The 20,344-nt window shown below is 53.3% G+C and carries 20 protein-coding genes; 16 read left to right on the top strand and 4 right to left on the bottom strand.

The window, feature by feature from the left end:
* Positions 1–24 precede the first annotated feature (24 nt).
* The 5 genes from htpG to Q1L85_RS06370 all read left to right on the top strand — a co-directional run bounded on the left by htpG (position 25) and on the right by Q1L85_RS06370 (position 3,874).
* Positions 25–1,917 (top strand): molecular chaperone HtpG, encoded by a 1,893-nt coding sequence (gene htpG / locus Q1L85_RS06390; protein ID WP_300424927.1) that lies wholly within the window; start codon positions 25–27, stop codon positions 1,915–1,917.
* Positions 1,918–2,083: 166 nt separating this feature from the next.
* Positions 2,084–2,656 (top strand): YfaZ family outer membrane protein, encoded by a 573-nt coding sequence (locus Q1L85_RS06385; protein ID WP_300424929.1) that lies wholly within the window; start codon positions 2,084–2,086, stop codon positions 2,654–2,656.
* A complete protein-coding gene (locus Q1L85_RS06380) occupies positions 2,656–3,117 on the top strand; it encodes a DUF6586 family protein (protein WP_300424930.1) in 462 nt (153 codons plus the stop codon). Before Q1L85_RS06385 ends, Q1L85_RS06380 begins: the two co-directional genes overlap by 1 nt.
* Positions 3,118–3,189: 72 nt before the next feature.
* Positions 3,190–3,441, top strand: a complete 252-nt coding sequence (locus Q1L85_RS06375) for a hypothetical protein (protein ID WP_300424931.1) — start codon at positions 3,190–3,192, stop codon at positions 3,439–3,441.
* Between the two features lie 163 nt (positions 3,442–3,604).
* On the top strand, positions 3,605–3,874 hold the full coding sequence (locus tag Q1L85_RS06370) for a hypothetical protein (RefSeq protein WP_300424932.1): 270 nt from the start codon (positions 3,605–3,607) through the stop codon (positions 3,872–3,874).
* 21 nt (positions 3,875–3,895) lie between these two features.
* On the opposite strand, the gene Q1L85_RS06365 is transcribed toward Q1L85_RS06370, so the two are convergent.
* The gene (locus Q1L85_RS06365; protein ID WP_300424934.1) at positions 3,896–4,321 is read right to left on the bottom strand and encodes a SulA-like leucine-rich domain-containing protein; all 426 of its coding nucleotides are present in this window, start codon (positions 4,319–4,321) and stop codon (positions 3,896–3,898) included.
* A gap of 16 nt (positions 4,322–4,337) precedes the next feature.
* The gene (gene lexA, locus Q1L85_RS06360) at positions 4,338–4,937 is read right to left on the bottom strand and encodes a transcriptional repressor LexA (RefSeq protein WP_300424935.1); all 600 of its coding nucleotides are present in this window, start codon (positions 4,935–4,937) and stop codon (positions 4,338–4,340) included.
* Positions 4,938–5,118: 181 nt separating this feature from the next.
* Between lexA and Q1L85_RS06355 the strand changes: the two genes are divergently transcribed.
* From Q1L85_RS06355 to Q1L85_RS06340, 4 genes are read left to right on the top strand one after another with little or no spacing between them, the layout of a single operon-like run.
* Positions 5,119–5,769: a TetR/AcrR family transcriptional regulator gene (locus Q1L85_RS06355; protein WP_300424936.1), complete on the top strand. Its 651-nt coding sequence runs from the start codon at positions 5,119–5,121 to the stop codon at positions 5,767–5,769.
* A 15-nt stretch (positions 5,770–5,784) separates the two neighbouring features.
* Positions 5,785–6,297 carry a L,D-transpeptidase gene (locus Q1L85_RS06350; protein WP_300424938.1) on the top strand — a complete coding sequence of 171 codons (513 nt, stop codon included), beginning with the start codon at positions 5,785–5,787 and terminating at the stop codon, positions 6,295–6,297.
* Positions 6,282–7,313: a beta-N-acetylhexosaminidase gene (gene nagZ, locus Q1L85_RS06345; protein WP_300424939.1), complete on the top strand. Its 1,032-nt coding sequence runs from the start codon at positions 6,282–6,284 to the stop codon at positions 7,311–7,313. The genes Q1L85_RS06350 and nagZ overlap by 16 nt, the downstream gene beginning before the upstream one ends.
* Positions 7,310–8,077 (top strand): S-methyl-5'-thioinosine phosphorylase, encoded by a 768-nt coding sequence (locus Q1L85_RS06340; protein ID WP_300424940.1) that lies wholly within the window; start codon positions 7,310–7,312, stop codon positions 8,075–8,077. Before nagZ ends, Q1L85_RS06340 begins: the two co-directional genes overlap by 4 nt.
* Before the next feature lie 42 nt (positions 8,078–8,119).
* On the opposite strand, the gene Q1L85_RS06335 is transcribed toward Q1L85_RS06340, so the two are convergent.
* Together Q1L85_RS06335 and mfd are read right to left on the bottom strand one after the other, a co-directional pair.
* The gene (locus Q1L85_RS06335; RefSeq protein WP_300424942.1) at positions 8,120–8,971 is read right to left on the bottom strand and encodes a CsiV family protein; all 852 of its coding nucleotides are present in this window, start codon (positions 8,969–8,971) and stop codon (positions 8,120–8,122) included.
* Positions 8,968–12,420: a transcription-repair coupling factor gene (mfd, locus tag Q1L85_RS06330; RefSeq protein WP_300424944.1), complete on the bottom strand. Its 3,453-nt coding sequence runs from the start codon at positions 12,418–12,420 to the stop codon at positions 8,968–8,970. The genes Q1L85_RS06335 and mfd overlap by 4 nt, the downstream gene beginning before the upstream one ends.
* Before the next feature lie 199 nt (positions 12,421–12,619).
* Here mfd and Q1L85_RS06325 point away from each other — a divergent pair, with 199 nt between their 5' ends.
* From Q1L85_RS06325 to nqrF, 7 genes are all read left to right on the top strand, one after another.
* The gene (locus Q1L85_RS06325) at positions 12,620–14,068 is read left to right on the top strand and encodes a glyceraldehyde-3-phosphate dehydrogenase (protein ID WP_300424946.1); all 1,449 of its coding nucleotides are present in this window, start codon (positions 12,620–12,622) and stop codon (positions 14,066–14,068) included.
* Between the two features lie 288 nt (positions 14,069–14,356).
* Positions 14,357–15,691, top strand: a complete 1,335-nt coding sequence (locus tag Q1L85_RS06320; RefSeq protein WP_300424948.1) for a Na(+)-translocating NADH-quinone reductase subunit A — start codon at positions 14,357–14,359, stop codon at positions 15,689–15,691.
* A 2-nt stretch (positions 15,692–15,693) separates the two neighbouring features.
* Entirely contained in the window at positions 15,694–16,908 is a 1,215-nt protein-coding gene (locus Q1L85_RS06315; protein WP_300424950.1) for an NADH:ubiquinone reductase (Na(+)-transporting) subunit B, read from the top strand.
* Entirely contained in the window at positions 16,895–17,692 is a 798-nt protein-coding gene (locus tag Q1L85_RS06310) for a Na(+)-translocating NADH-quinone reductase subunit C (RefSeq protein ID WP_300424952.1), read from the top strand. Before Q1L85_RS06315 ends, Q1L85_RS06310 begins: the two co-directional genes overlap by 14 nt.
* Before the next feature lies 1 nt (position 17,693).
* On the top strand, positions 17,694–18,356 hold the full coding sequence (locus tag Q1L85_RS06305) for an NADH:ubiquinone reductase (Na(+)-transporting) subunit D (RefSeq protein ID WP_300424953.1): 663 nt from the start codon (positions 17,694–17,696) through the stop codon (positions 18,354–18,356).
* Positions 18,353–18,970, top strand: a complete 618-nt coding sequence (gene nqrE / locus Q1L85_RS06300; protein WP_300424978.1) for an NADH:ubiquinone reductase (Na(+)-transporting) subunit E — start codon at positions 18,353–18,355, stop codon at positions 18,968–18,970. The genes Q1L85_RS06305 and nqrE overlap by 4 nt, the downstream gene beginning before the upstream one ends.
* A gap of 7 nt (positions 18,971–18,977) precedes the next feature.
* On the top strand, positions 18,978–20,204 hold the full coding sequence (nqrF, locus tag Q1L85_RS06295; RefSeq protein WP_300424980.1) for an NADH:ubiquinone reductase (Na(+)-transporting) subunit F: 1,227 nt from the start codon (positions 18,978–18,980) through the stop codon (positions 20,202–20,204).
* The last annotated feature ends 140 nt before the right edge of the window (positions 20,205–20,344 follow it).

The raw sequence follows: 20,344 nt of genomic DNA, 5'->3' as shown, positions 1-20,344 counted from the left end.
GTGGCCATTCCGAAGGAGAAGATAATGAACGCCGCCAGCAAAGAAACCCTGGGTTTCAAGACTGAAGTGAAGCAGTTGCTGCATCTGATGATTCATTCCTTGTATTCAAACAAGGAAATTTTCCTGCGAGAGCTGGTGTCGAACGCGTCCGACGCCTGCGACAAACTGCGTTTTGAAGCGTTGCAGAACGATGCTCTGTTTGAAGGGCAAAGTGAGCTTCGGGTAGATATCAGTTTCGATAAGTCAGCCCGTACCCTGACGATTGCTGATAACGGCATTGGTATGAACCGGGATGATGTCATTAATCATCTGGGTACCATTGCGAAATCAGGCACCGCGGATTTTCTCAGCAAGCTCAGTGGCGATCAGAAAAAAGACTCGCAGCTGATTGGTCAGTTCGGGGTAGGTTTTTATTCTGCCTTTATCGTCGCTGACCGCGTGACCGTAGAAACCCGCAGAGCGGGCGAAGCGTCTGATGCTGGCGTACGCTGGGAATCAGAGGGCGAAGGTGAGTTCAGTCTTGAACAGATTACGCAGGCAGAACGCGGTACACGAATCACTCTCCATCTGAAGGAAGACTGTGACGAATTTGCAGACACTTTCCGCCTTGAAAATCTGATCCGTAAATATTCAGACCATATTGCGATTCCTGTCTTCGTTCAGAAAGACGCTGAAGACGAGAGCGAAGACGCGTCTGTGCCAGAGGCCGTTAATCAGGCGAAGGCCATGTGGACCCGCCCGCGCAATGAACTGAAAGACGAAGACTACAAAGAATTTTATAAGCATGTGTCTCATGACTGGAATGAGCCACTGACCTGGATGCATAACCGTGTCGAAGGAAAGCTGGACTACACCAGCCTGCTGTATATTCCCTCGAAAGCGCCGTATGACATCTGGAATCGTGAAGCGACCCGTGGACTTAAATTATACGTCCAGCGCGTATTTATCATGGACGATGCCGAGCAGTTCCTGCCGCTGTACCTGCGTTTCGTAAAAGGCGTGCTGGATTCCAATGATCTGTCTCTGAACGTGTCCCGTGAAATTCTTCAACAGGACAAACAGGTCGACAGCCTGCGCTCAGCGCTGATTAAACGGGTGCTGGATACGCTGACAAAACTCGCGAAAAACGATCCGGAAAAATACCAGACGTTCTGGGATCAGTTCGGTGAAGTCCTTAAAGAAGGGCCTGCCGAAGATTTCTCTAACCGCGAAAAAATCGCTGGCCTGTTCCGTTTTGCGACGACCCGAAGTGAAGGCGAGACACAGAATGTCTCACTGGCGGACTACGTTGGTCGCATGCGCGAAGGTCAGAAAAAGATTTACTTCATTACCGGCGATAACTACGCAGCGGTTGCAGCCAGCCCCCACCTTGAGTACTTCCGTCGTAAAGGCGTTGAGGTGCTGTTGCTGACCGATCGGGTGGATGAATGGATGGTTGGCCATCTCAATGATTTCGATGGCAAAGCGTTCCAGGACGTCACCAAAGGCGAACTTGATCTTGAGGAACTGGCAGACGAGGCTGAAAAAGAGCAGCAGAAAGCTCTGGAAGAAAGCCACAAAGCCCTGATTGAACGCCTGACGGAAGCGCTTAAATCTGAGGTTAAGGAAGTACGGGTCAGCTCCCGCCTGACGGATTCCCCGGCGTGTCTGGTCGTCGGCCAGTACGACATGGGTGGGCACATGCGTCGCATGATGGAAGCTGCGGGTCAGGCTGTCCCGGACCCTGAAATGGCGCTGGAAGTTAATCCGGAGCACCCGCTGATCGCACGTCTCGATCAGGAAACGGACGAAGAGCGCTTTGCCGATCTGGCCAGCGTTATTCATGCCCAGGCGAAACTTGCTGAAGGCAGCCAGCTCAAACAACCAGCGCAGTATGTCAGTCGCCTGAACAAGCTGCTGCTCGATCTGATGAAGTAAGCAAGCCTCTGTTGCCGGAGCAGCGTGTCTGCTCCGGTATCCCTCCTTCTGTTACTGTCTGTTCCGACCTGTTCCGCTGCAGAACACGCTGGTATTATGCAACTTAGTTTCAAGCGGCTGGTCTCAGCGCAGCTACACCAGAAAAAGAATCACAACAGGACACTGTATGACCTTTAAGTTTTCAGCGGTTGCCCGCCTCGTTTCACTGTCTGCAATGCTTGCCAGCCCGGCTGCTCTGGCTGGAGGATCACTGGATATCAGTCTGGCGGATGATTCCGCTCGCATCGGTTGGGATGCTGCCCGTATGGACACCGGACTGCACCTGAATGCAGCGCTGCTCCACGAAACCGACGAAGGCGATATGCTTAACGCAGGTGTACACGTCGTCGACGTACGTAACCGTCAGTCAGACCTGTACATCGGTGCTGGTGCTAACCTTTACGGCTTCACCAATGACGATTACAACGGCGGTGCGATCGGTGTAGGCGGCTTCTTCCGCTACAACTTCCCGTTTAACCGCAACTTCGGCATGAGTGGTCACGCTTACTACGCTCCTCCGGTGGTTTCATTTGCCGAAATTGAAAATATGTTCGATGCTGATATCAGGCTTCAGTACAACCTGATCCCGAGTGCTCACCTGTACACAGGATTCCGGATGGCGTCTCTGAAGCTGGAAGAGCGTGGTGGACGCTTCAAACTGGGTGAAGGCCTGCACTTCGGTCTGCGACTGGATTTCTGATGAGTCAGTGGCTCGGATTCACCAATCAGAAGCTCTATCAGGCGCGTCTCCTGCTCGATCAGGCAGACCAGTCCAGAGGGAAAGCGCTGGTCGATGCTTTGAACGAAAGCGCTTTATACCAGATGTACGATGCCTGGGTGTCTTACCTCAATGAACTGGCGGGCATGGCGGGGTATCGCAAACCTGTGGCTACCCTCGAAAACCTGCTGGAAGTCACACCGCTCGTCACCGGTGAGATGACCGAGCTGCGGGTTCTTCGCGCAGACAGTTACTCATGGCTGGTGGGATTTCTCAGTCAGGTCTCAGCTCAGGCGCAGCCTGAGCCCGTGGGGCAGGGTGGTGTTGTTCAGTCCGGCAACCTGATCGCGGTTGCTGAAACGTCAAAGCCTGACGTCAGGGAATGGTGGCAGGCATTATCTGAACTGATTGATAGTCAGCGACAGAATCGCCAGGAAAGCTGATCCTTCAAAAAGAAGTGTTCAGAGGCTTCGGGGCCTGTGATAAACTCCCGCGCCCACTTGAGAGAGGCGGATATGGCTCGATTTTTTGAAATAGTAGAACTGTCTAATGGCGATATCGCTCTGCGTCGGGCCGACGAACAAGAGGGCGATGCCCTCGTGCGTATTCATTTCTCCGATGACGCGAAAGCCAGCCTGCAGGAGCACCACCTTGATGTTGCCCGTGTCATGCTGGAGGCGGGTGTTCGTCTGGTGGGTGAACTCTCTGGTATGGAAGTAGAGAGTGACGACTTCGACGTTCCTGAGCAGGATAAACGTCTGCATTGATAGGCGTTTGCGCCACTTTATTTGAGAATCCGGCCAGAGGCCGGATTTTTTTTGCCCGAAAGGAATCAGAATAAAGCGAAAGTGGTGCCCCAGCGAACGGGTTACCCTATGATGGCACGGGGGTTCTGCCCCGGATTGTTTTTATCGTTATTAAGGAAAGATTATGAAAACGTTGAATATTTTTGCTGTTTCTGTGGTTTCCGTCCTGCTCCTCAGCGGGTGTAGTGACGACGTAGAGCGTACTGAACTTCAGAAGGCGTACGCAGAGGCGCGGGCTGAAACAAAAGCGGCGATTGAGCAGACGAAAGATGCCATCGATTCAATGGAAGACAACCAGGCAGCGCTGGAAAAAGTGCTGAAGAAGCTGGATGCTGCGATGGAAAAGCTGGGTGAAGAAAACTCAGCAGCAGAAGCGCCCGCCGCTGCTGAATAAGAATGACGGTCGGGATTGGGCTTACAGCCCTTCCCGACGTATCAGAAACAGATGGGTACCATGCTGTTCGGCTAACTGACGCAAAGCTTTGCGTTCTTCCACTTCAAGTTCGCCTTCCCACTCCAGAATGATATGGCTCTTGGCTGAACTCAGGGCTTTGATCACCAGTTCCCGCTGTGTTGCGTAGCGTGTTGCCATATGGATCACTGGACAATCTTTTAATCCTGCACTGATCAACCATTGTTTGTTCATGGCCTGATCCGGACTCAACCAGAGTAACCAACGTTGATGAGCATTGCAGTGCGCCAGCACAGGAAGCAGCTGGAATGGCTGTAACGCACTGCCTTCGCTGACAATCACTTCGGTGTAGCTGCCTTTCGCCACTGCACCGGGAGCGGAGCTGAACGGAATAACATCGGCAGACATTTCAAAGGTTAGCTGGCGCATAGTTTTGCTCCTGACATCAGTGGCGGCGGATGACGCCGACGTAAAGGCCTTCGATAGCGAATTCCTGGTGCTTAAGATCGACTTCGATCGGCTCGTAGTCGTCATTTTCAGGGAAGAGCAACACCTGAGAACGGCTTTTCTGGTAGCGCTTAACGGTCACTTCGTTTTCGACTCTGGCAACGACCACCTGGCCATTACGCGCGCTCTCTGTTTTGTGGACGGCGATGTAGTCTCCATCAAAAATTCCGATTTTCTTCATGCTGTCGCCGTGTACCTCTAAAAGGAAATCGGCTTCGGGTTTGAAGAAGGACGGAGGGATCTCGCAGTATTCTTCAATGTGCTCTTCAGCAAGGATAGGCTCACCTGCCGCCACGCGACCAATGACCGGGAGTCCTGGGTTTTCCTCGCCGACAATCCGGATTCCGCGGCTGGCACCGGGCATCATTTCAATCGCCCCTTTACGTGCCAGTGCTTTCAGGTGTTCTTCTGCGGCGTTCGGAGAGCGGAATCCGAGCTCTTCGGCGATTTCCGCACGGGTCGGTGGGAACCCGGTCGCTTCGATAGCGCTGCGGATCAGGTCGAGTACCTGTTGCTGGCGAGCGGTGAGCTTTTCCATGATGTTTATCCAGTCTGTTAATTTATACAGTGGTTGTAAATATATACAGTAAATTTACCTGTGTAAACACCCAGTATCAGACAGATTGTCGCCAATGGTGTGAAGCCTGTCGCTTTATAGTGGGTTGCGCTACAAGTGTTTTAAACGTATGTTTGAAACACTTGTTAGTTGGATGGCTACTATGGCCCAGAAAGATACTGCGCGCTGCATTCTTGATGCTGCAGAAGAACTGTTTGCCGAAAGGGGATTTGCGGAGACCTCTCTGCGTAATATTACTGCGAAAGCGGGAGTGAACCTGGCGGCGGTGAATTATCACTTTGGCTCCAAGAAATCCCTGATACAGGCAGTATTTGCACGCTTTCTCAATCCGTTTGTGGTTGAGCTGGACAAAGCCCTGAATGAGTATGAAGCCTCAAGACAGAACAGCGAGCCTGACCTGATGTCTCTGCTTCATCTGCTGTCCATGACGTCACTACGTTCAGGGGCCGATAAACCTGGCCGGCTGAATATTTTTATGCGCCTGCTCGGCCTGGCATACAGTCAGGGACAGGGACACCTGCGTCGTTTCCTGCGACTTGAGTACGGTCACGTATTCCGTCGCTACTCTGAGCTTCTGTCACGGGCAACCCCGGAGCTGTCTGATGAAGACAGGTTCTGGCGTGTCCACTTTATGCTGGGTGCGACCATGTTTACGTTGAGCGGTGTCGATTCGCTGACGGCGATGGCTCAGCACGACCTCGGTAAAAGCACCAGCACGTCAGAAGTCATTGATCTGTTGTTGCCATTCCTTGCCAGAGGGATGCAGGCACCGGCACAATCACAGGATTCATGATCTGCCGGGGCGTGCATGTCCACTCTTGTTGAGATTTCCATCGACGACCAGATTCTTCGGGTTAAACAGAAAGACAGCTGTACTCTGTTTCAGGTGTCTACTGCGCTCAATGGCGCGGGTGAGAAAAATGGCAGTGGCTGTACTCCCCGTGGCTGGCATCGTGTTGTTGCCATGATCGGAAAAGATCTGCCGGTTAATTCAGTGTTTGTCGGCCGACGCCCTACGGGGGAAATCTACTCTCCCGAGCTCGCCAGTCAGTTCCCGGCGCGGGACTGGATTCTTACCCGTATTTTCTGGTTGCAGGGGCTCGAGGCCGGCGTTAACCGGTTTGGCAACGTAGATTCGATGAGACGTTTCATCTACATCCACGGTACTCCCGATTCAGAGCCTATGGGAATTGCCCGTTCGCACGGTTGTATCCGTATGCGGAATTCCGATCTGCTGGCATTGGAAAAAATGCTCACGCCGGGCTGTGAAGTCTGGATTCAGCAAGACAGTTTCAGGAGAATCCATTGCGTAAATCTGTGACCGACCTTGGTGTCATCAGCAACATTGAAGGGACGGTGCTGACGCCTGAAGACCGGGAGTTTATCTTCGCTCCTGAGCTTAGTGGCCTTATTTTCTTCGCCCGTAATTATCAGTCACCTGAGCAACTCCGCGCACTGACTGACGATATATCCTCTTTACGTCCGGATCTGCTCCTGACCGTTGACCAGGAAGGGGGAAGGGTACAGCGGTTTCGTGATGGTTTTACCCGCTTTGCACCTATGATGGCATTTGAGGGCTGTTATCAGCACGATCGTGCGGCGGCACTCAGCCTTGCCCGTCACGGGGGCTGGCTACTGGCGTATGAACTTGCCCGGCAGGGTGTCGATCTGACGTTTGCTCCAGTACTTGATATTGAACGGGATTGCTCCCGGGTAATCGGTGATCGGGCTTTCGGACACGATGCTGAGGCCGTTACCGAACTGGCGGGCGCCTGGTGTCAGGGATTAAGAGATGCCGGGATGAAAGCGGTGGGTAAACATTTTCCGGGACACGGTGCGGTTGTCGCCGATTCTCATCTGGAGTTGCCCGTTGATCCGCGGGCCAGAGAGGCCCTTGATTACGATATCCGTCCGTTTGCTTCCCTGATCAGGGACGGGATGCTCGCCGGAATCATGCCGGCCCATGTCGTGTATCCGGACGTAGACTCAGATAACACGGCGGGGTTCTCGCCAATATGGTTGCAACAGATTCTGCGTCAGCAGCTTGAGTTTGAAGGTGTCATTTTCAGTGATGATCTGTCGATGGCCGGTGCTGCCAGTGGCGGGGATTTCTATCAACGCTCTCTGGCGGCTGCTCATGCAGGTGCGAACGCGCTGGTAGTCTGTAATAATCGCGCCGCTGCGACAGAGGTGCTGCGTGCTGTGCGTGATCTGCGAGCCCGGGGGGCCGCAAGCCTTTCACTGCAGGACTGGAAAGTAGCTCGTCCTGAGCCGCAGGAATCAAAGAAACAACAGGCGCTCGGATTGCTCCGTGAAGCCGGACTGGTAATTGAATGACGACAGAAACAGTGCAGAAAGAGACTCCGGCGATTGCGATAATCGGCGGGACGGGGCTGACTCAGTTAGAAGGCCCTGAAATTCAACAGACTCATACGCCAGAGACACGCCTTGGGCAGCCTTCGTCTGCGGTCGAAGAAGGGCAGTGGAATGGACGTCGGGTACTTTTTCTCGCCCGTCACGGACACCCTCATGCGGTGCCTCCTCACAAGATTAATTACCGGGCTAACCTGCTGGCGTTGAAAGAACTCGGGGCCACGCACGTGATTGCTGTAAATGCTGTTGGCGGGATTCGCAGCGATATGGTCTCGGGCCGTATCGCGATACCCCATCAGGTTGTTGATTACACCTGGGGTCGGGAAGGCACGTTCTTTGACGGTGACTTTATGCCCCTTGATCATATTGATCTGACGCACCCGTACGACGAAGAGCTGCGTCAGCAGATTATTGCCGCGGCTGACCGTCGTGAGATGGCGGTCAGTGACGATGGTGTTTACGCCGCGACGCAGGGCCCAAGGCTCGAAACTGTGGCTGAGATCGTCCGGCTTGAACGTGATGGTTGCGACCTGGTGGGCATGACCGGCATGCCAGAAGCGGCATTAGCCCGGGAGCTGGGTCTGGCGTACGCCAGTATTTGTCTGGTTGTGAATCCAGCTGCCGGGAAAAGCGACGGGGAAATCACTATGGCCGAAATTAAGGCTGTGATTGACTCCGGGATGGGGCAGGTCAGGGATCTGATCGCTGAAACTCTCAAGGGGATGTGAGTTTCAGCGCTTCTGTATTCAGTGCCGTTGATCAGAACCCTGTCAGTTCAGGTCTGCCTCAGGCGCCGCACTCTCCTCAGAGGTTTCCTCTTCTGGCGGTGCTTCGTAAGGGGTAACTTTGACCACCATGCCCAGCAGCGGGTGGTCGAGGTAGTGCACCTCGTCACTGCGCATACGGCGACTGCGGTCGATGTGCGCAGCACGCAGCGGCATCCAGACAGGTTCTTCGGGTGCCAGCTCCAGCTCTGTTACTTCTGTTTCCTGTATCAGTTCAGGCTCCATACGGAATGCTGCAAATGGATGATCCTGTGGCGCAGCTGGCTCTGTGATTTCCGTCTCTGAGGTTTCTTCCGGGATGTCGGTTTCGTCCAGAGGAAAGCCCAGTACATATTGCTGAACCGAGAGGTCCGGTGTGATGTGGATGTAGCGGCTGCGATGCAGCCGCACTGAGCCCGAGACCTGAACTTTCAGCTCGCCTTCGAGCACAGTGTCGACATCGTGCAGGATCGCATTGTCTGCGTCCTGAATCTCTTCTACCCATGCCTGGTGCCATATAATGGCGATGTCATTGCGATACGCAAATCGCGCTGCCGCGTCGGCAAACTCGAGCTCTTCAAGTGGCTGATAGGGAAGCTCCGGCTCGGGAGTTTCTTCAGTCATGTCGTCAACAGGCAGAGACTCTCCGGCATACCCGTCATCTTCGGGCAGATCTTCTACCTCGGCATCCGGGATGATCTGTTCTTCTTCGGTTTCCAGAGTCTCCTGCCAATGTTCCTTCTGGGCGCTCTGTTCATCGAGATAGGCAAACATCATGACTTCAACACGGTACAGATCGGCGGCCTGAGCCACTGTCCCGGTTAATAGAAGCATCATTACAGCGAGTGAAGCTTTCACAGGTTGGGGTCCTTCTGCAGATCGGTCAGGACCTGCTCAATAGTGGTAAAGCGTTTGTCGACAGAGTCCATTGCGGCGTAGAACCGCAGTGAGCTGCCATCGTCGAGTTTAAAGGCATCGGGGCGAGTCTGCACCAGTTTGATCAGGGTGAAAGGATTGACGCCGGTCTCACCTGAAAATTCAATCCGGCCGGTGCTGTCGTTGGCGTCCAGTCGTGAAATTCCCAGTGGTTGCAGTCGCAGCTTCAGAGAGGTGACCCGGAACAGGTTCTTCACGGGATCAGGTAACAGGCCGAAACGGTCAATCATCTCTACCTGCAGCTCTTTCAGGGCATGGTCATCTTTCGCACTGGCAATCCGTTTATAGAGCGTCAGGCGGCTGTTAACGTCAGGGAGATAGTCATCCGGAATGCGTGCAGGAATGTGCAGGTTGACTTCGGCACCATGGCTGGCGCTCAGGTCGACTGAAGGCTCTTTGCCTGAACGGATGGCATTGACGGCCTGTTCCAGCATTTCCATGTACAGGGTGAAGCCAATGGTCTCAATCTGACCAGACTGCTCGTCACCTAACAGCTCGCCCGCGCCACGGATCTCAAGGTCGTGGGTTGCGAGCATAAAGCCCGCGCCGAGATCCTGCGCTGCCGAAATTGCCTCCAGGCGCTTCTCGGCATCTTTGGTTAACTGCTTCGGTGGTGGCGTCAGCAGGTAGGCGTAGGCCTGGTGGTGTGAGCGACCAACGCGACCACGCAGCTGGTGCAGCTGAGCAAGACCAAACTTGTCGGCGCGCTCAATAATGATGGTATTGGCTGAGGGGATATCGATACCGGTTTCGATGATGGTGGTACACACCAGCATATTGAAACGTTTGTGGTAGAAATCGCTCATCACGCTTTCCAGTTCGCGCTCTGACATCTGGCCATGGGCCACACCAATCCGTGCTTCAGGAATGGCCTCGCTCAGTTCGCGGGCGGTCTTCTCAATACTTTTTACTTCGTTGTGCAGGTAATACACCTGACCGCCACGAAGAATCTCACGCAGCACGGCCTCTTTGGTGGTGGCATCGTCCTGCTGGCGTACAAAGGTTTTCACACTCAGGCGTTTCGCCGGAGGTGTGGCAATGATCGACAGGTCGCGGATGCTCGCCATTGCCATATTGAGTGTCCGTGGGATCGGGGTGGCGGTCAGCGTAAGGATATCGACCTCGGAGCGCAGCGCTTTGATTTTTTCTTTCTGTGCGACACCGAAACGGTGCTCTTCGTCGATGATCAGCAGCCCGAGGTGGTCAAACTGCACGTCTTTCTGCAGCAGTTTGTGCGTGCCCACGACGATGTCAGTCTTACCTTCCAGCATGCGATCCAGCGCGGCCTGGGTCTCTTTCGCAGATTTAAAGCGCGACAGTACATCCACTTTGACCGGCCATTCGGCAAAGCGGTCGGCAAAGTTCTGATAATGCTGTTGAGCAAGCAGGGTCGTCGGTACCAGTACGGCAACCTGTTTACCGCTCTGCACTGCCATAAATGCGGCGCGCATGGCCACTTCGGTTTTGCCGAAACCAACGTCCCCGCACACCAGGCGATCCATAGGGCGCGGCGAACACATGTCACCGATCACGGCTTCGATCGCGGCCTGCTGATCAGGAGTTTCTTCGTACGGGAAGCCAGCCGCAAACCGCTCATAGTCTGTATCTGGCTCATCAAACGCAAAGCCCTTACGAGCCTGGCGGCGTGCATAGATATCCAGCAGCTCGGCAGCTGTGTCGCGGATTTTTTCTGCTGCCTTGCGCTTGGCATTTGACCATTTATCGGTCCCCAGTTTGTTGATGGGCGCCATTTCCTGTTCGGCGCCACCGTAGCGCGAAATCAGGTGGAGGTTAGACACAGGCACATAAAGTTTGTCGTTGCCGGAGTACTCGAGCACCACAAACTCATTGACCTGGCCGCCGGCTTCGAGAGTCTGCAGGCCAAGGTAGCGACCGACCCCATGATCAAGATGGACGACGGGGGCGCCTTCTTTCAACTCTGAGAGGTCGCGGATGACCATGTCGCTGTCGGTCTTCTGCTTCTGGCGGCGACGGGTCTGACGGATCCGTTGTCCGAACAGATCGTTTTCAGTCACCAGATGGAGCTGATGTCCGAGCGAGACGCCTTTTTCAAGCGGGGCAATGATGATCAGGTGATTGTTGTCTGAGGCGCAGGCTTCTGGCCATGAGTCTGCCTCCGGCGGCGTGAGGCTGATACGACGCAGGAGGTCTTTCAGTGCTTCCCGGCGTCCGGCAGATTCAACGCAGAAAATGACTTTGCCGTCGACTCCGGCCAGCCAGTTCTGTAGTCGCTGCAATGGCTGATCAAGCCGTGAATCGACGGACAGGTCAGGCAGGGCCTGAGTATCGTAAGCAACGGCACCGGCACGTTCCGGAAGATCGCTCTGATACCACTGCACACGGGGATAGTTATTAAGGTTCTGAAACAGATCCTCGACACCCAGAAACAGATGCGCGGGTGCAACCAGCGGACGCTGAATATCGTAACGGCGGCTTTCATAGCGGTTTTCGACATCATTGCGGAAATGACGCGCCGCATCTTCCAGTCGTGCATCCTGAATGATCAGTGTCTGGTCCGGAAGGTGGTCAAAAATATTGCCCAGATCATCGCTGAAGAACAGGGGCAGGTAATACTCAACTCCGGCGGGAGCTATGCCGCCAGCCACATCGGTATATACACTGCAGGCTTTCGGATCCTGTTCGAAGAAATCAAACCAGCGGGTCTTAAAGGTCCGGATTGCCCCTGTATCTAATGGAAATTCCCGGGCAGGAAGAATTCTGACCTGTTCAGTTTTATCCAGAGTTCTCTGGTTGTCGGGATCGAAAGTCCGCAGGGATTCGATCTCATCATCGAACAGTTCGATCCGGAAGGGCAGAGCCTGCCCCATTGGGAAAATATCCATGATAGAACCGCGCACCGCGTATTCACCATGTTCATAGACCGTGTCGACGCAATGGTAGCCCGCGTTCTCCAGCTGCCGGCGGGTATTGTCGACATTGAACGTCTGACCGACATCCAGAGCAAATGTCTGGCCCTGATAAAAGCTGGCAGGGGGCAGGCGATGAAGCAGGGTCGTGACGGGAACGATAAGTACACCCTGGCGGATGTCGTGCAACTGACTCAGGGTCGCGATGCGCTGAGAGACGATATCCTGGTGAGGTGAGAAAACGTCGTAAGCCAGGATTTCCCAATCCGGAAAGTGCAGGACTGGCAGGTCTGGCGCAAAGAAACGGATCTCTTCTTCCAGCCTGAGTGCGCTGCCGGTATCGGTGGTGGTCACCAGGGTCAGCCCTGTGTGGGTACTAGCTGCCGTACTGATTGCGAGTGCCTGGCTGGCACCTTCAAGTTGGCCCCAGAAACGGCGCTCGCCTGCGCGCTCAGGGGTGTCCGGCTGCATAGGGCTGACCATGCCTGCTCCGTAAGTCTTCTGATAAAGGGCGCTAAGTGTACCGGAAGGGCTGAGGGCTGTTAACACTCGTGCAAGGCCTCTTCTGCCACAGGCGCTGTCAGGCTGGCGGGATGAAACATTTGTCCCGGGGGTGCAAAATCGGCATAATACGGCACCGATTTTTCCCCTTTAATTATTAACTTCTTTGTAAGGTGACCCCGTGAGCAAAGATATGCGCGACGCCTGCCTGCAGGACTGGATGGACCGTGAAACCATCGCTGAATCTATGATCCCACTGATCGGTGGCCTCTACCGTAAGAAGAGCATTGTTTCTTCTATCTACGGCCGCCCGGTTATCAACCGCTCTGTGATCGACCTGCTGAAAGCACACCGTTTCGTCCGTCACATGGAAAACGAAGAGCTTTCTGTACACGATACCTACCCACTGCTTCAGGCTCTGACTGAGATGGATGTTGCGCGTGCGCACATCGATCTGGGTAAGCTGGCGGTTAAATTCCGCAATGAAGGCAACGGCAAGGACATCAAAGAATTCCTGGCTGAAGAGCTGAATGACCTGGCTGGTAACAGCGCTGATCAGGGCGAGAACCGCGACGTTGTTCTTTACGGTTTTGGCCGTATCGGTCGTCTGCTGGCCCGTATCCTGATCGAGAAAGAGGGTGGCGGTAACGGTCTGCGTCTGCGTGCTATCGTCGTTCGTCGTGGTAAAGGCGATGACCTGGTTAAGCGTGCATCACTGCTGCGTCGTGACTCTGTACATGGCACTTTCCGTGGTTCTATCTCTATCGACCACGAAAAAGAAGCGATCGTTGCGAACGGTACTTACATCAAGATTATCTACGCAAATAACCCTGCTGAAATCGACTACACCCAGTATGGTATCAACAATGCGCTGGTGATCGACAACACAGGTGTTTGGCGTGATGAAGCTGGCCTGGCTCAGCACCTCGAAGCCAAAGGTACTGCTCGTGTGCTGCTGACTGCACCGGGTAAAGGTGATCTGAAAAACATCGTGTACGGTATCAATAACGGTGACATCGAAGCGTCTGACAAAATTCTGTCTGCGGCTTCCTGTACTACTAACGCCATCACGCCAGTACTGAAAGTGATGAACGATAAGTACGGCATCGACAATGGTCACGTTGAAACTGTTCACTCTTACACGAACGATCAGAACCTGATCGACAACTACCACAAGGGTGATCGTCGTGGCCGTTCTGCGCCTCTGAATATGGTTATCACCGAAACAGGTGCGGCTAAGGCTGTCGCGAAGGCACTGCCCGAGCTTAAAGGTCTGCTGACCGGTAACGCGATCCGCGTTCCTACGCCAAACGTTTCTATGGCTATTCTGTCTCTGAACCTCAAGCAGGACGTTACTGCTGAAGAAGTGAATGAGTACCTGCGTGATCAGGCTCTGCACTCTTCTGTACAGAAGCAGATCGATTGGGTGAACTCTCCAGAAGTCGTTTCTACTGACTTCGTTGGTAATGCGCACGCTGGCATCGTTGATGCGAAAGCAACCATTGCTAACGGCAACCGTGTGAATCTGTATGTCTGGTACGACAACGAGTACGGCTACAGCCGTCAGGTTGTCCGCATCGCTCAGCAGGTCTGCGGTGTTGAATATCCGACTTATCCGGCCCGCGGATAATCAGAAAAAAAGCCGTTACCTTGGTAACGGCTTTTTTTTGTCTAAGCTTTATACAATTTGCAAAAAAGATGTACTGCCTTAGTCGATTGATGGCCTCAATGGCCCTGCAGTCAGTGGATAAAAGTCAGTTGCGTCATTATACTTAGCGCGAAATTTTACTTGGGATATGGGGTATTCCCATTCCGGTGCTACAGATAAGTATTGCGTGCGGCGGTCTGAGCCTGACTTCCGTGCGCTTATCTGTATGTGTCAGAAGCAGGATGACCCCAACGTGATTAGGCGAGGCGTATGATCAATATTAAAAAAGGTCTCGACTTACCAATCACCGGTAGTCCTGAACAGAAAATCTCGGACGGTGCAAAAGTCACTCAGGTGGCGGTTGTCGGTCCGGATTATGTTGGTATGAAACCAACAATGGCTGTTCAGGTCGGTGATCGAGTCAAGAAAGGCCAGGTGGTATTCACCGACAAGAAAACCGAGGGTGTGCAGTACACCGCGCCGGCTTCCGGTGTCGTGAAGGCTGTAAACCGAGGTGATCGCCGTAAGTTTCTCTCTCTTGTTATTGAAATAGACGGTAATGAAGAAGAAACTTTCACCAGTTACTCCGCAGACAAGCTCAGCTCGCTGACGGCTGAACAGGTTGAAGAAAACCTGGTGGCTTCAGGTCTCTGGACTGCTCTGCGTACACGACCTTATTCTAAGGTACCTGCTCCTGGCAGTCGCCCACAGGCAGTATTCATCAACGCGATGGATACCAACCCGCTGGCGGCCAACCCGGAAGTTGTCATCGCTGCTCAGGCTGACGCCTTCAAGCAGGGTGTTCAGGTGCTCAGCCGTCTGACTGACGGTAAAACCTACGTCTGTAAAGCACCCGGTGCCTCGGTACCGACGGCCGGTGTTGAGCAGACTGAAGAGTTCGGTGGTCCGCACCCTGCAGGCCTGACCGGAACTCATGTTCACTTTCTGCATCCTGTCAGCGAAAAGCGCACTGTGTGGTCGATTGGCTACCAGGACGTCATTGCTGTCGGGCAGCTGTTTACCACGGGTAAACTTAACAGCGAGCGCGTAGTTGCCTTGGCTGGTCCGCAGGTAAACAATCCACGCCTTGTGCGTACTCTGCTGGGTGCTTCACTGACAGATCTGACCGCTGGCGAACTGAAAGCCGGTGAGAATCGTCTGATTTCTGGTTCTGTTTTCGGTGGCCGCACTGGCGCTGATGATCTGGCATTCCTGGGTCGTTACCACGTGCAGGTTTCTGTGCTGCTGGAAGGGCGCGAGCGTCCGATGCTGCATTACCTCCGTCCGGGAGCGGACCGCTTCTCTGTGATGCCTATCTACATCACCAAATTGATGAGCAAGCTGTTCGACTTCACGACGTCAACAAACGGTTCTGAACGAGCCATGGTCCCGGTGGGCGCTTACGAGCGCATCATGCCACTTGATGTACTTCCGACTCAGCTGCTGCGCGCGCTGATTGTGGAAGATATGGAAAGTGCGATTGCACTGGGGGCGCTGGAAATGGACGAAGAAGACCTGGCTCTGTGTAGCTTTGTCTGTCCGGGCAAGTACGAGTACGGCCCAATCCTGCGTCAGAACCTTACCCGAATTGAAGCGGAGGGTTAATCATGGGTCTGCGTAGTATTCTTGATAATCTCGAACCGCACTTTGTAAAAGGTGGCAAGTTCGAAAAGATGTACCCACTTTATGAGGCGATCGACACAGGTCTGTATTCACCTCCTAATGTGACGAATAACACCGCACACGTGCGCGACGGTATCGACCTGAAGCGTATTATGATCACTGTGTGGTTGTGTACTTTCCCAGCGATGTTCTTCGGTATGTACAACATTGGTCTGCAGGCGAATGAAGCCATTGCAGCCGGTGGTGGTACTGCGATTGAAGGCTGGCGTGAATGGCTGATCGCGCTTCTTGGTGGTGCGGGACATGATGCCTCCAGCATCTGGGATAACATAGTCTTTGGTGCAGCTTACTTCCTGCCGGTCTATGCGGTGACTTTCATCGTCGGTGGTTTCTGGGAAGTGCTGTTCGCAACTATCCGTCGACATGAGGTCAATGAAGGCTTCTTCGTCACCTCTGTTCTGTTTGCTCTGACACTTCCTCCTACGATTCCTCTGTGGCAGGTGGCTCTGGGTATTACCTTTGGTGTGGTGATTGGTAAGGAAATCTTCGGTGGTACCGGCAAGAACTTCCTGAATCCAGCACTGACTGGTCGTGCATTCCTGTTCTTCGCATACCCGGCTCAGATGTCTGGTAACGCTGTCTGGACAGCCGCTGATGGTTACACCGGTGCGACTGCACTGGGTCTGGCTGCTGAAGGCGGCGTAGAGCAGGTAGTTGATTCTGGTATCACCTGGATGGATGCCTTCCTGGGCTTCGTACCTGGCTCTATGGGTGAGGTCAGCACGCTGGCGATCATGATTGGTGGCTGTGTGCTGCTGATGATGAATATTGCGGCATGGCGTATCGTAGCTGGCGTGATGATTGGCATGGTCGGTATGACGCTGCTGCTCAATGCTGTCGGCTCCGATACGAACCCGATGTTCGACATGCCCTGGTACTGGCACCTGGTTGTCGGTGGTTTTGCCTTTGGTATGTTCTTTATGGCGACTGATCCGGTATCAGCATCCATGACGAATAAAGGTAAGTGGTTCTTTGGTGCACTGATTGGTGTGATGGTCGTGATGATCCGGGTAATTAACCCTGCTTATCCAGAGGGCATGATGCTGGCGATTCTGTTTGCCAACCTGTTCTCGCCACTGATTGATCACTTCGTGGTTCAGGCTAACGTAAACCGGAGGGTGACACGTGTCAGCGAATAACGACAGCATCCAGAAAACCCTTATTGTTGCAGTACTCCTGTGTCTGGTGTGTGCAATTATCGTTGCCGGTGCAGCGGTATCACTCAAGCCTCTGCAGGTTGCCAATAAGGTAGAAGACAAGAAAAAGAACGTGCTTGCTGCTGCGGGTCTGTTACAGGACGGCGTCAGTATTGAAGAGCAGTTCAAACAGATCACGACCCGCATCGTTAATCTCGAAGCAGGCCGTTTTGCGACCGACGCTGAGCTGGCTGAAATCAAAGCTGCTGGTCTGGATCCGAACAATTACGATCAGCGTAAGGCTTCTAAGATGCCTGAGCTTTCCAGCGCTCTGGCAGGTGAAAACGATCCTGCCAGCATCAAGCGCCTGGAGAAGTACGCGGCGGTCTACATGATCGAGAAGGATGACAAAATCGACAAGATCATTCTGCCGATTCACGGTTACGGACTCTGGTCAACGCTCTATGGATTTATCGCTCTCAAGGGTGATATGGATACCATCGTAGGTCTGGGTTTCTACTCTCACGCAGAAACTCCGGGGTTGGGTGGCGAAGTTGATAATCCTAAGTGGAAATCACTCTGGGAAGGCAAAGAAGTCTACGATGCCAACGGTGATATCGCGATCACGGTTGTAAAAGGGCCAGCCGAAATGGGCAACCCTCATCAGGTAGACGGCTTGTCCGGTGCTACCCTTACCAGCCGCGGTGTCGACAGCCTGGTGCGTTTCTGGGTGGGCGACAAGGCCTTTGGCAGTCTGTTAACCAAACTTAAAGAGCAGGGGGCCTGAGATGTCACAGATTAAATCTGTTCTGACCGAACCGCTTTTCAGTCAAAACCCGATTGCGGTACAGATCCTCGGCATCTGTTCTGCACTGGCGGTGACTACCAGTCTGCAGGTGACTCTGGTTATGTGTCTGGCACTGACCTCAGTAACTGCATTTTCTAACGTAGGTATCGCACTTATCCGGAATCACATTCCGAATAACATCCGTATTATTGTTCAGATGACCATCATTGCGTCGCTGGTAATCGTGGTAGACCAGGTGTTGAAAGCTTACGCCTATGAAATCAGTAAGCAGCTTTCGGTATTCGTGGGTCTGATTATTACCAACTGTATCGTGATGGGGCGTGCAGAAGCGTTTGCCATGAAAAATGGCCCGGTTCTGAGTTTCTTCGATGGTATTGGCAACGGTCTGGGTTACTCAGTGGTGCTGATCACTGTTGCTGTGATCCGTGAGCTGTTCGGTGCCGGCAAGCTGCTTGGCTTCGAAATTCTGCCACTGATTACTGAAGGTGGTTGGTATCAGTCGAACGGTCTGCTGCTGCTTCCACCTTCTGCCTTCTTCATTATTGGTGGTTTCATCTGGGTGCTGCGTACCTGGAAGAAGGAGCAGGTTGAAGAAGCGGACTTCAAAATTCAGCCAAATACTGAACACAGCGGAGGTCACTGATGGAACACTATATCAGCCTGCTGGTTAAGGCGATTTTTGTTGAGAACATGGCTCTGGCCTTCTTCCTCGGGATGTGTACCTTTCTGGCAATCTCGAAGAAAATTCAGACGTCTCTGGGCCTGGGGATTGCGGTTGTCGTGGTACTCGCCATTACGGTACCGGTGAATAATCTGATTTATGTTTACCTGCTGAAAGAAGGCGCCCTGAGCTGGGTGAGCCCGGATTTCTCTACGGTTGACCTCAGCTTCCTCGGTCTGCTGACTTACATCGGCGTCATCGCCGCTATGGTTCAGATTCTGGAAATGGTACTCGATAAGTACTTCCCGTCACTGTACAACGCGTTGGGTGTATTCCTGCCACTGATCACGGTGAACTGTGCCATCATGGGTGCGTCTCTGTTCATGGTTGAGCGCGATTACGACTTTGCTGAGTCTACTGTGTACGGTATCGGTGCCGGTATTGGTTGGGCACTCGCAATCACTGCTCTGGCAGGTATCCGTGAGAAGCTTAAGTACAGCGACGTACCTGCAGGTCTTCAGGGTCTGGGTATCACCTTTATGACGGTTGGCCTGATGTCTCTGGGCTTTATGTCATTCTCTGGCGTATCACTGTAAGGAGTCGATTGTGGATATAGAAATCATACTCGGCGTCGTGATGTTCACCGTGATTGTATTGTCACTGGTGTTCATCATCCTCGGTGCCCGAAGCAAACTGGTTAACTCTGGTAAAGTAAAAATTCTGGTCAACGGTGAGCGCACCGTTGAAACAGAAGCTGGCGGTAAGCTGCTGACGACGTTGGCAGCCAACAATATCTTCCTGTCTTCTGCCTGTGGCGGTGGCGGTACCTGTGCCCAGTGTAAGTGTGTTGTGACTAGCGGCGGCGGCGAAATGCTGCCTACCGAAGCTTCTCACTTCACTAAAGGCGAGGCCCGTGAAGGCTGGCGTCTGTCTTGCCAGACCCCCGTTAAGCAGGATATGGAGGTTGAAGTTCCTGAAGAAGTCTTCGGCGTTAAGAAATGGGAAACCACTGTGGTTTCTAACCCGAATATGGCGACCTTCATTAAAGAACTGACTCTGCAGCTTCCTGAAGGTGAGAGCGTTGACTTCCGCGCTGGCGGTTACGTGCAGCTTGAGTGTCCTCCGTTCGAAATCAACTTCTCAGACTTCGATATCGAAGAAGAATATCGCGGTGACTGGGAGCGTTTCGGATTCTTCGATCTGAAGACAGTCAACAAGGAAAACGTTATCCGTGCGTATTCCATGGCTAACTACCCGGAAGAAAAGGGTGTTGTTAAGTTCAATATCCGTATTGCTACGCCGCCTCCGGGCAGCAAAGGCATCAACCCGGGTATCATGTCTTCGTACGTGTTTAACCTGAAGCCTGGCGATAAAGTAACTGTGTACGGTCCATTCGGTGAGTTCTTCGCGAAGGATACCGATGCCGAGATGGTATTTATCGGTGGTGGTGCAGGTATGGCACCGATGCGTTCGCACATCTTTGATCAGCTTAAGCGTCTGAACTCCAAGCGTAAGATCAGCTTCTGGTACGGTGCGCGCTCACTGCGCGAGCTGTTCTATCAGGACGAATATGATCAGCTGGCAGCGGAGAACGACAACTTCGTATGGCACGTTGCTATGTCAGATCCTCAGCCTGAAGATAACTGGGACGGACTGACCGGCTTTATTCACAATGTTCTGTACGAGCAGTACCTCAGAGACCATCCGGCTCCTGAAGACTGTGAGTACTACATGTGTGGGCCGCCGATCATGAACGAATCTGTGATCAATATGCTTCTGAGCCTTGGTGTAGAGCCAGAGAACATCCTGCTGGATGACTTTGGTGGCTGACAGGTACAGGCAGAAAGAACCGCGCTCCGGCGCGGTTTTTTTATGTCTGATTGTTGAATCAAGGGAAATAGTCATTTGATATGACCCGTTCGGCCACCGAATTTACAAGAAACATTGATGCATAACCGGTTTTGGCCCGG

The organism is uncultured Thalassolituus sp., from assembly GCF_950066645.1.
GTDB lineage: Bacteria > Pseudomonadota > Gammaproteobacteria > Pseudomonadales > Oceanobacteraceae > Thalassolituus.
This window is presented reverse-complemented; position numbering and strand designations above follow the sequence as displayed.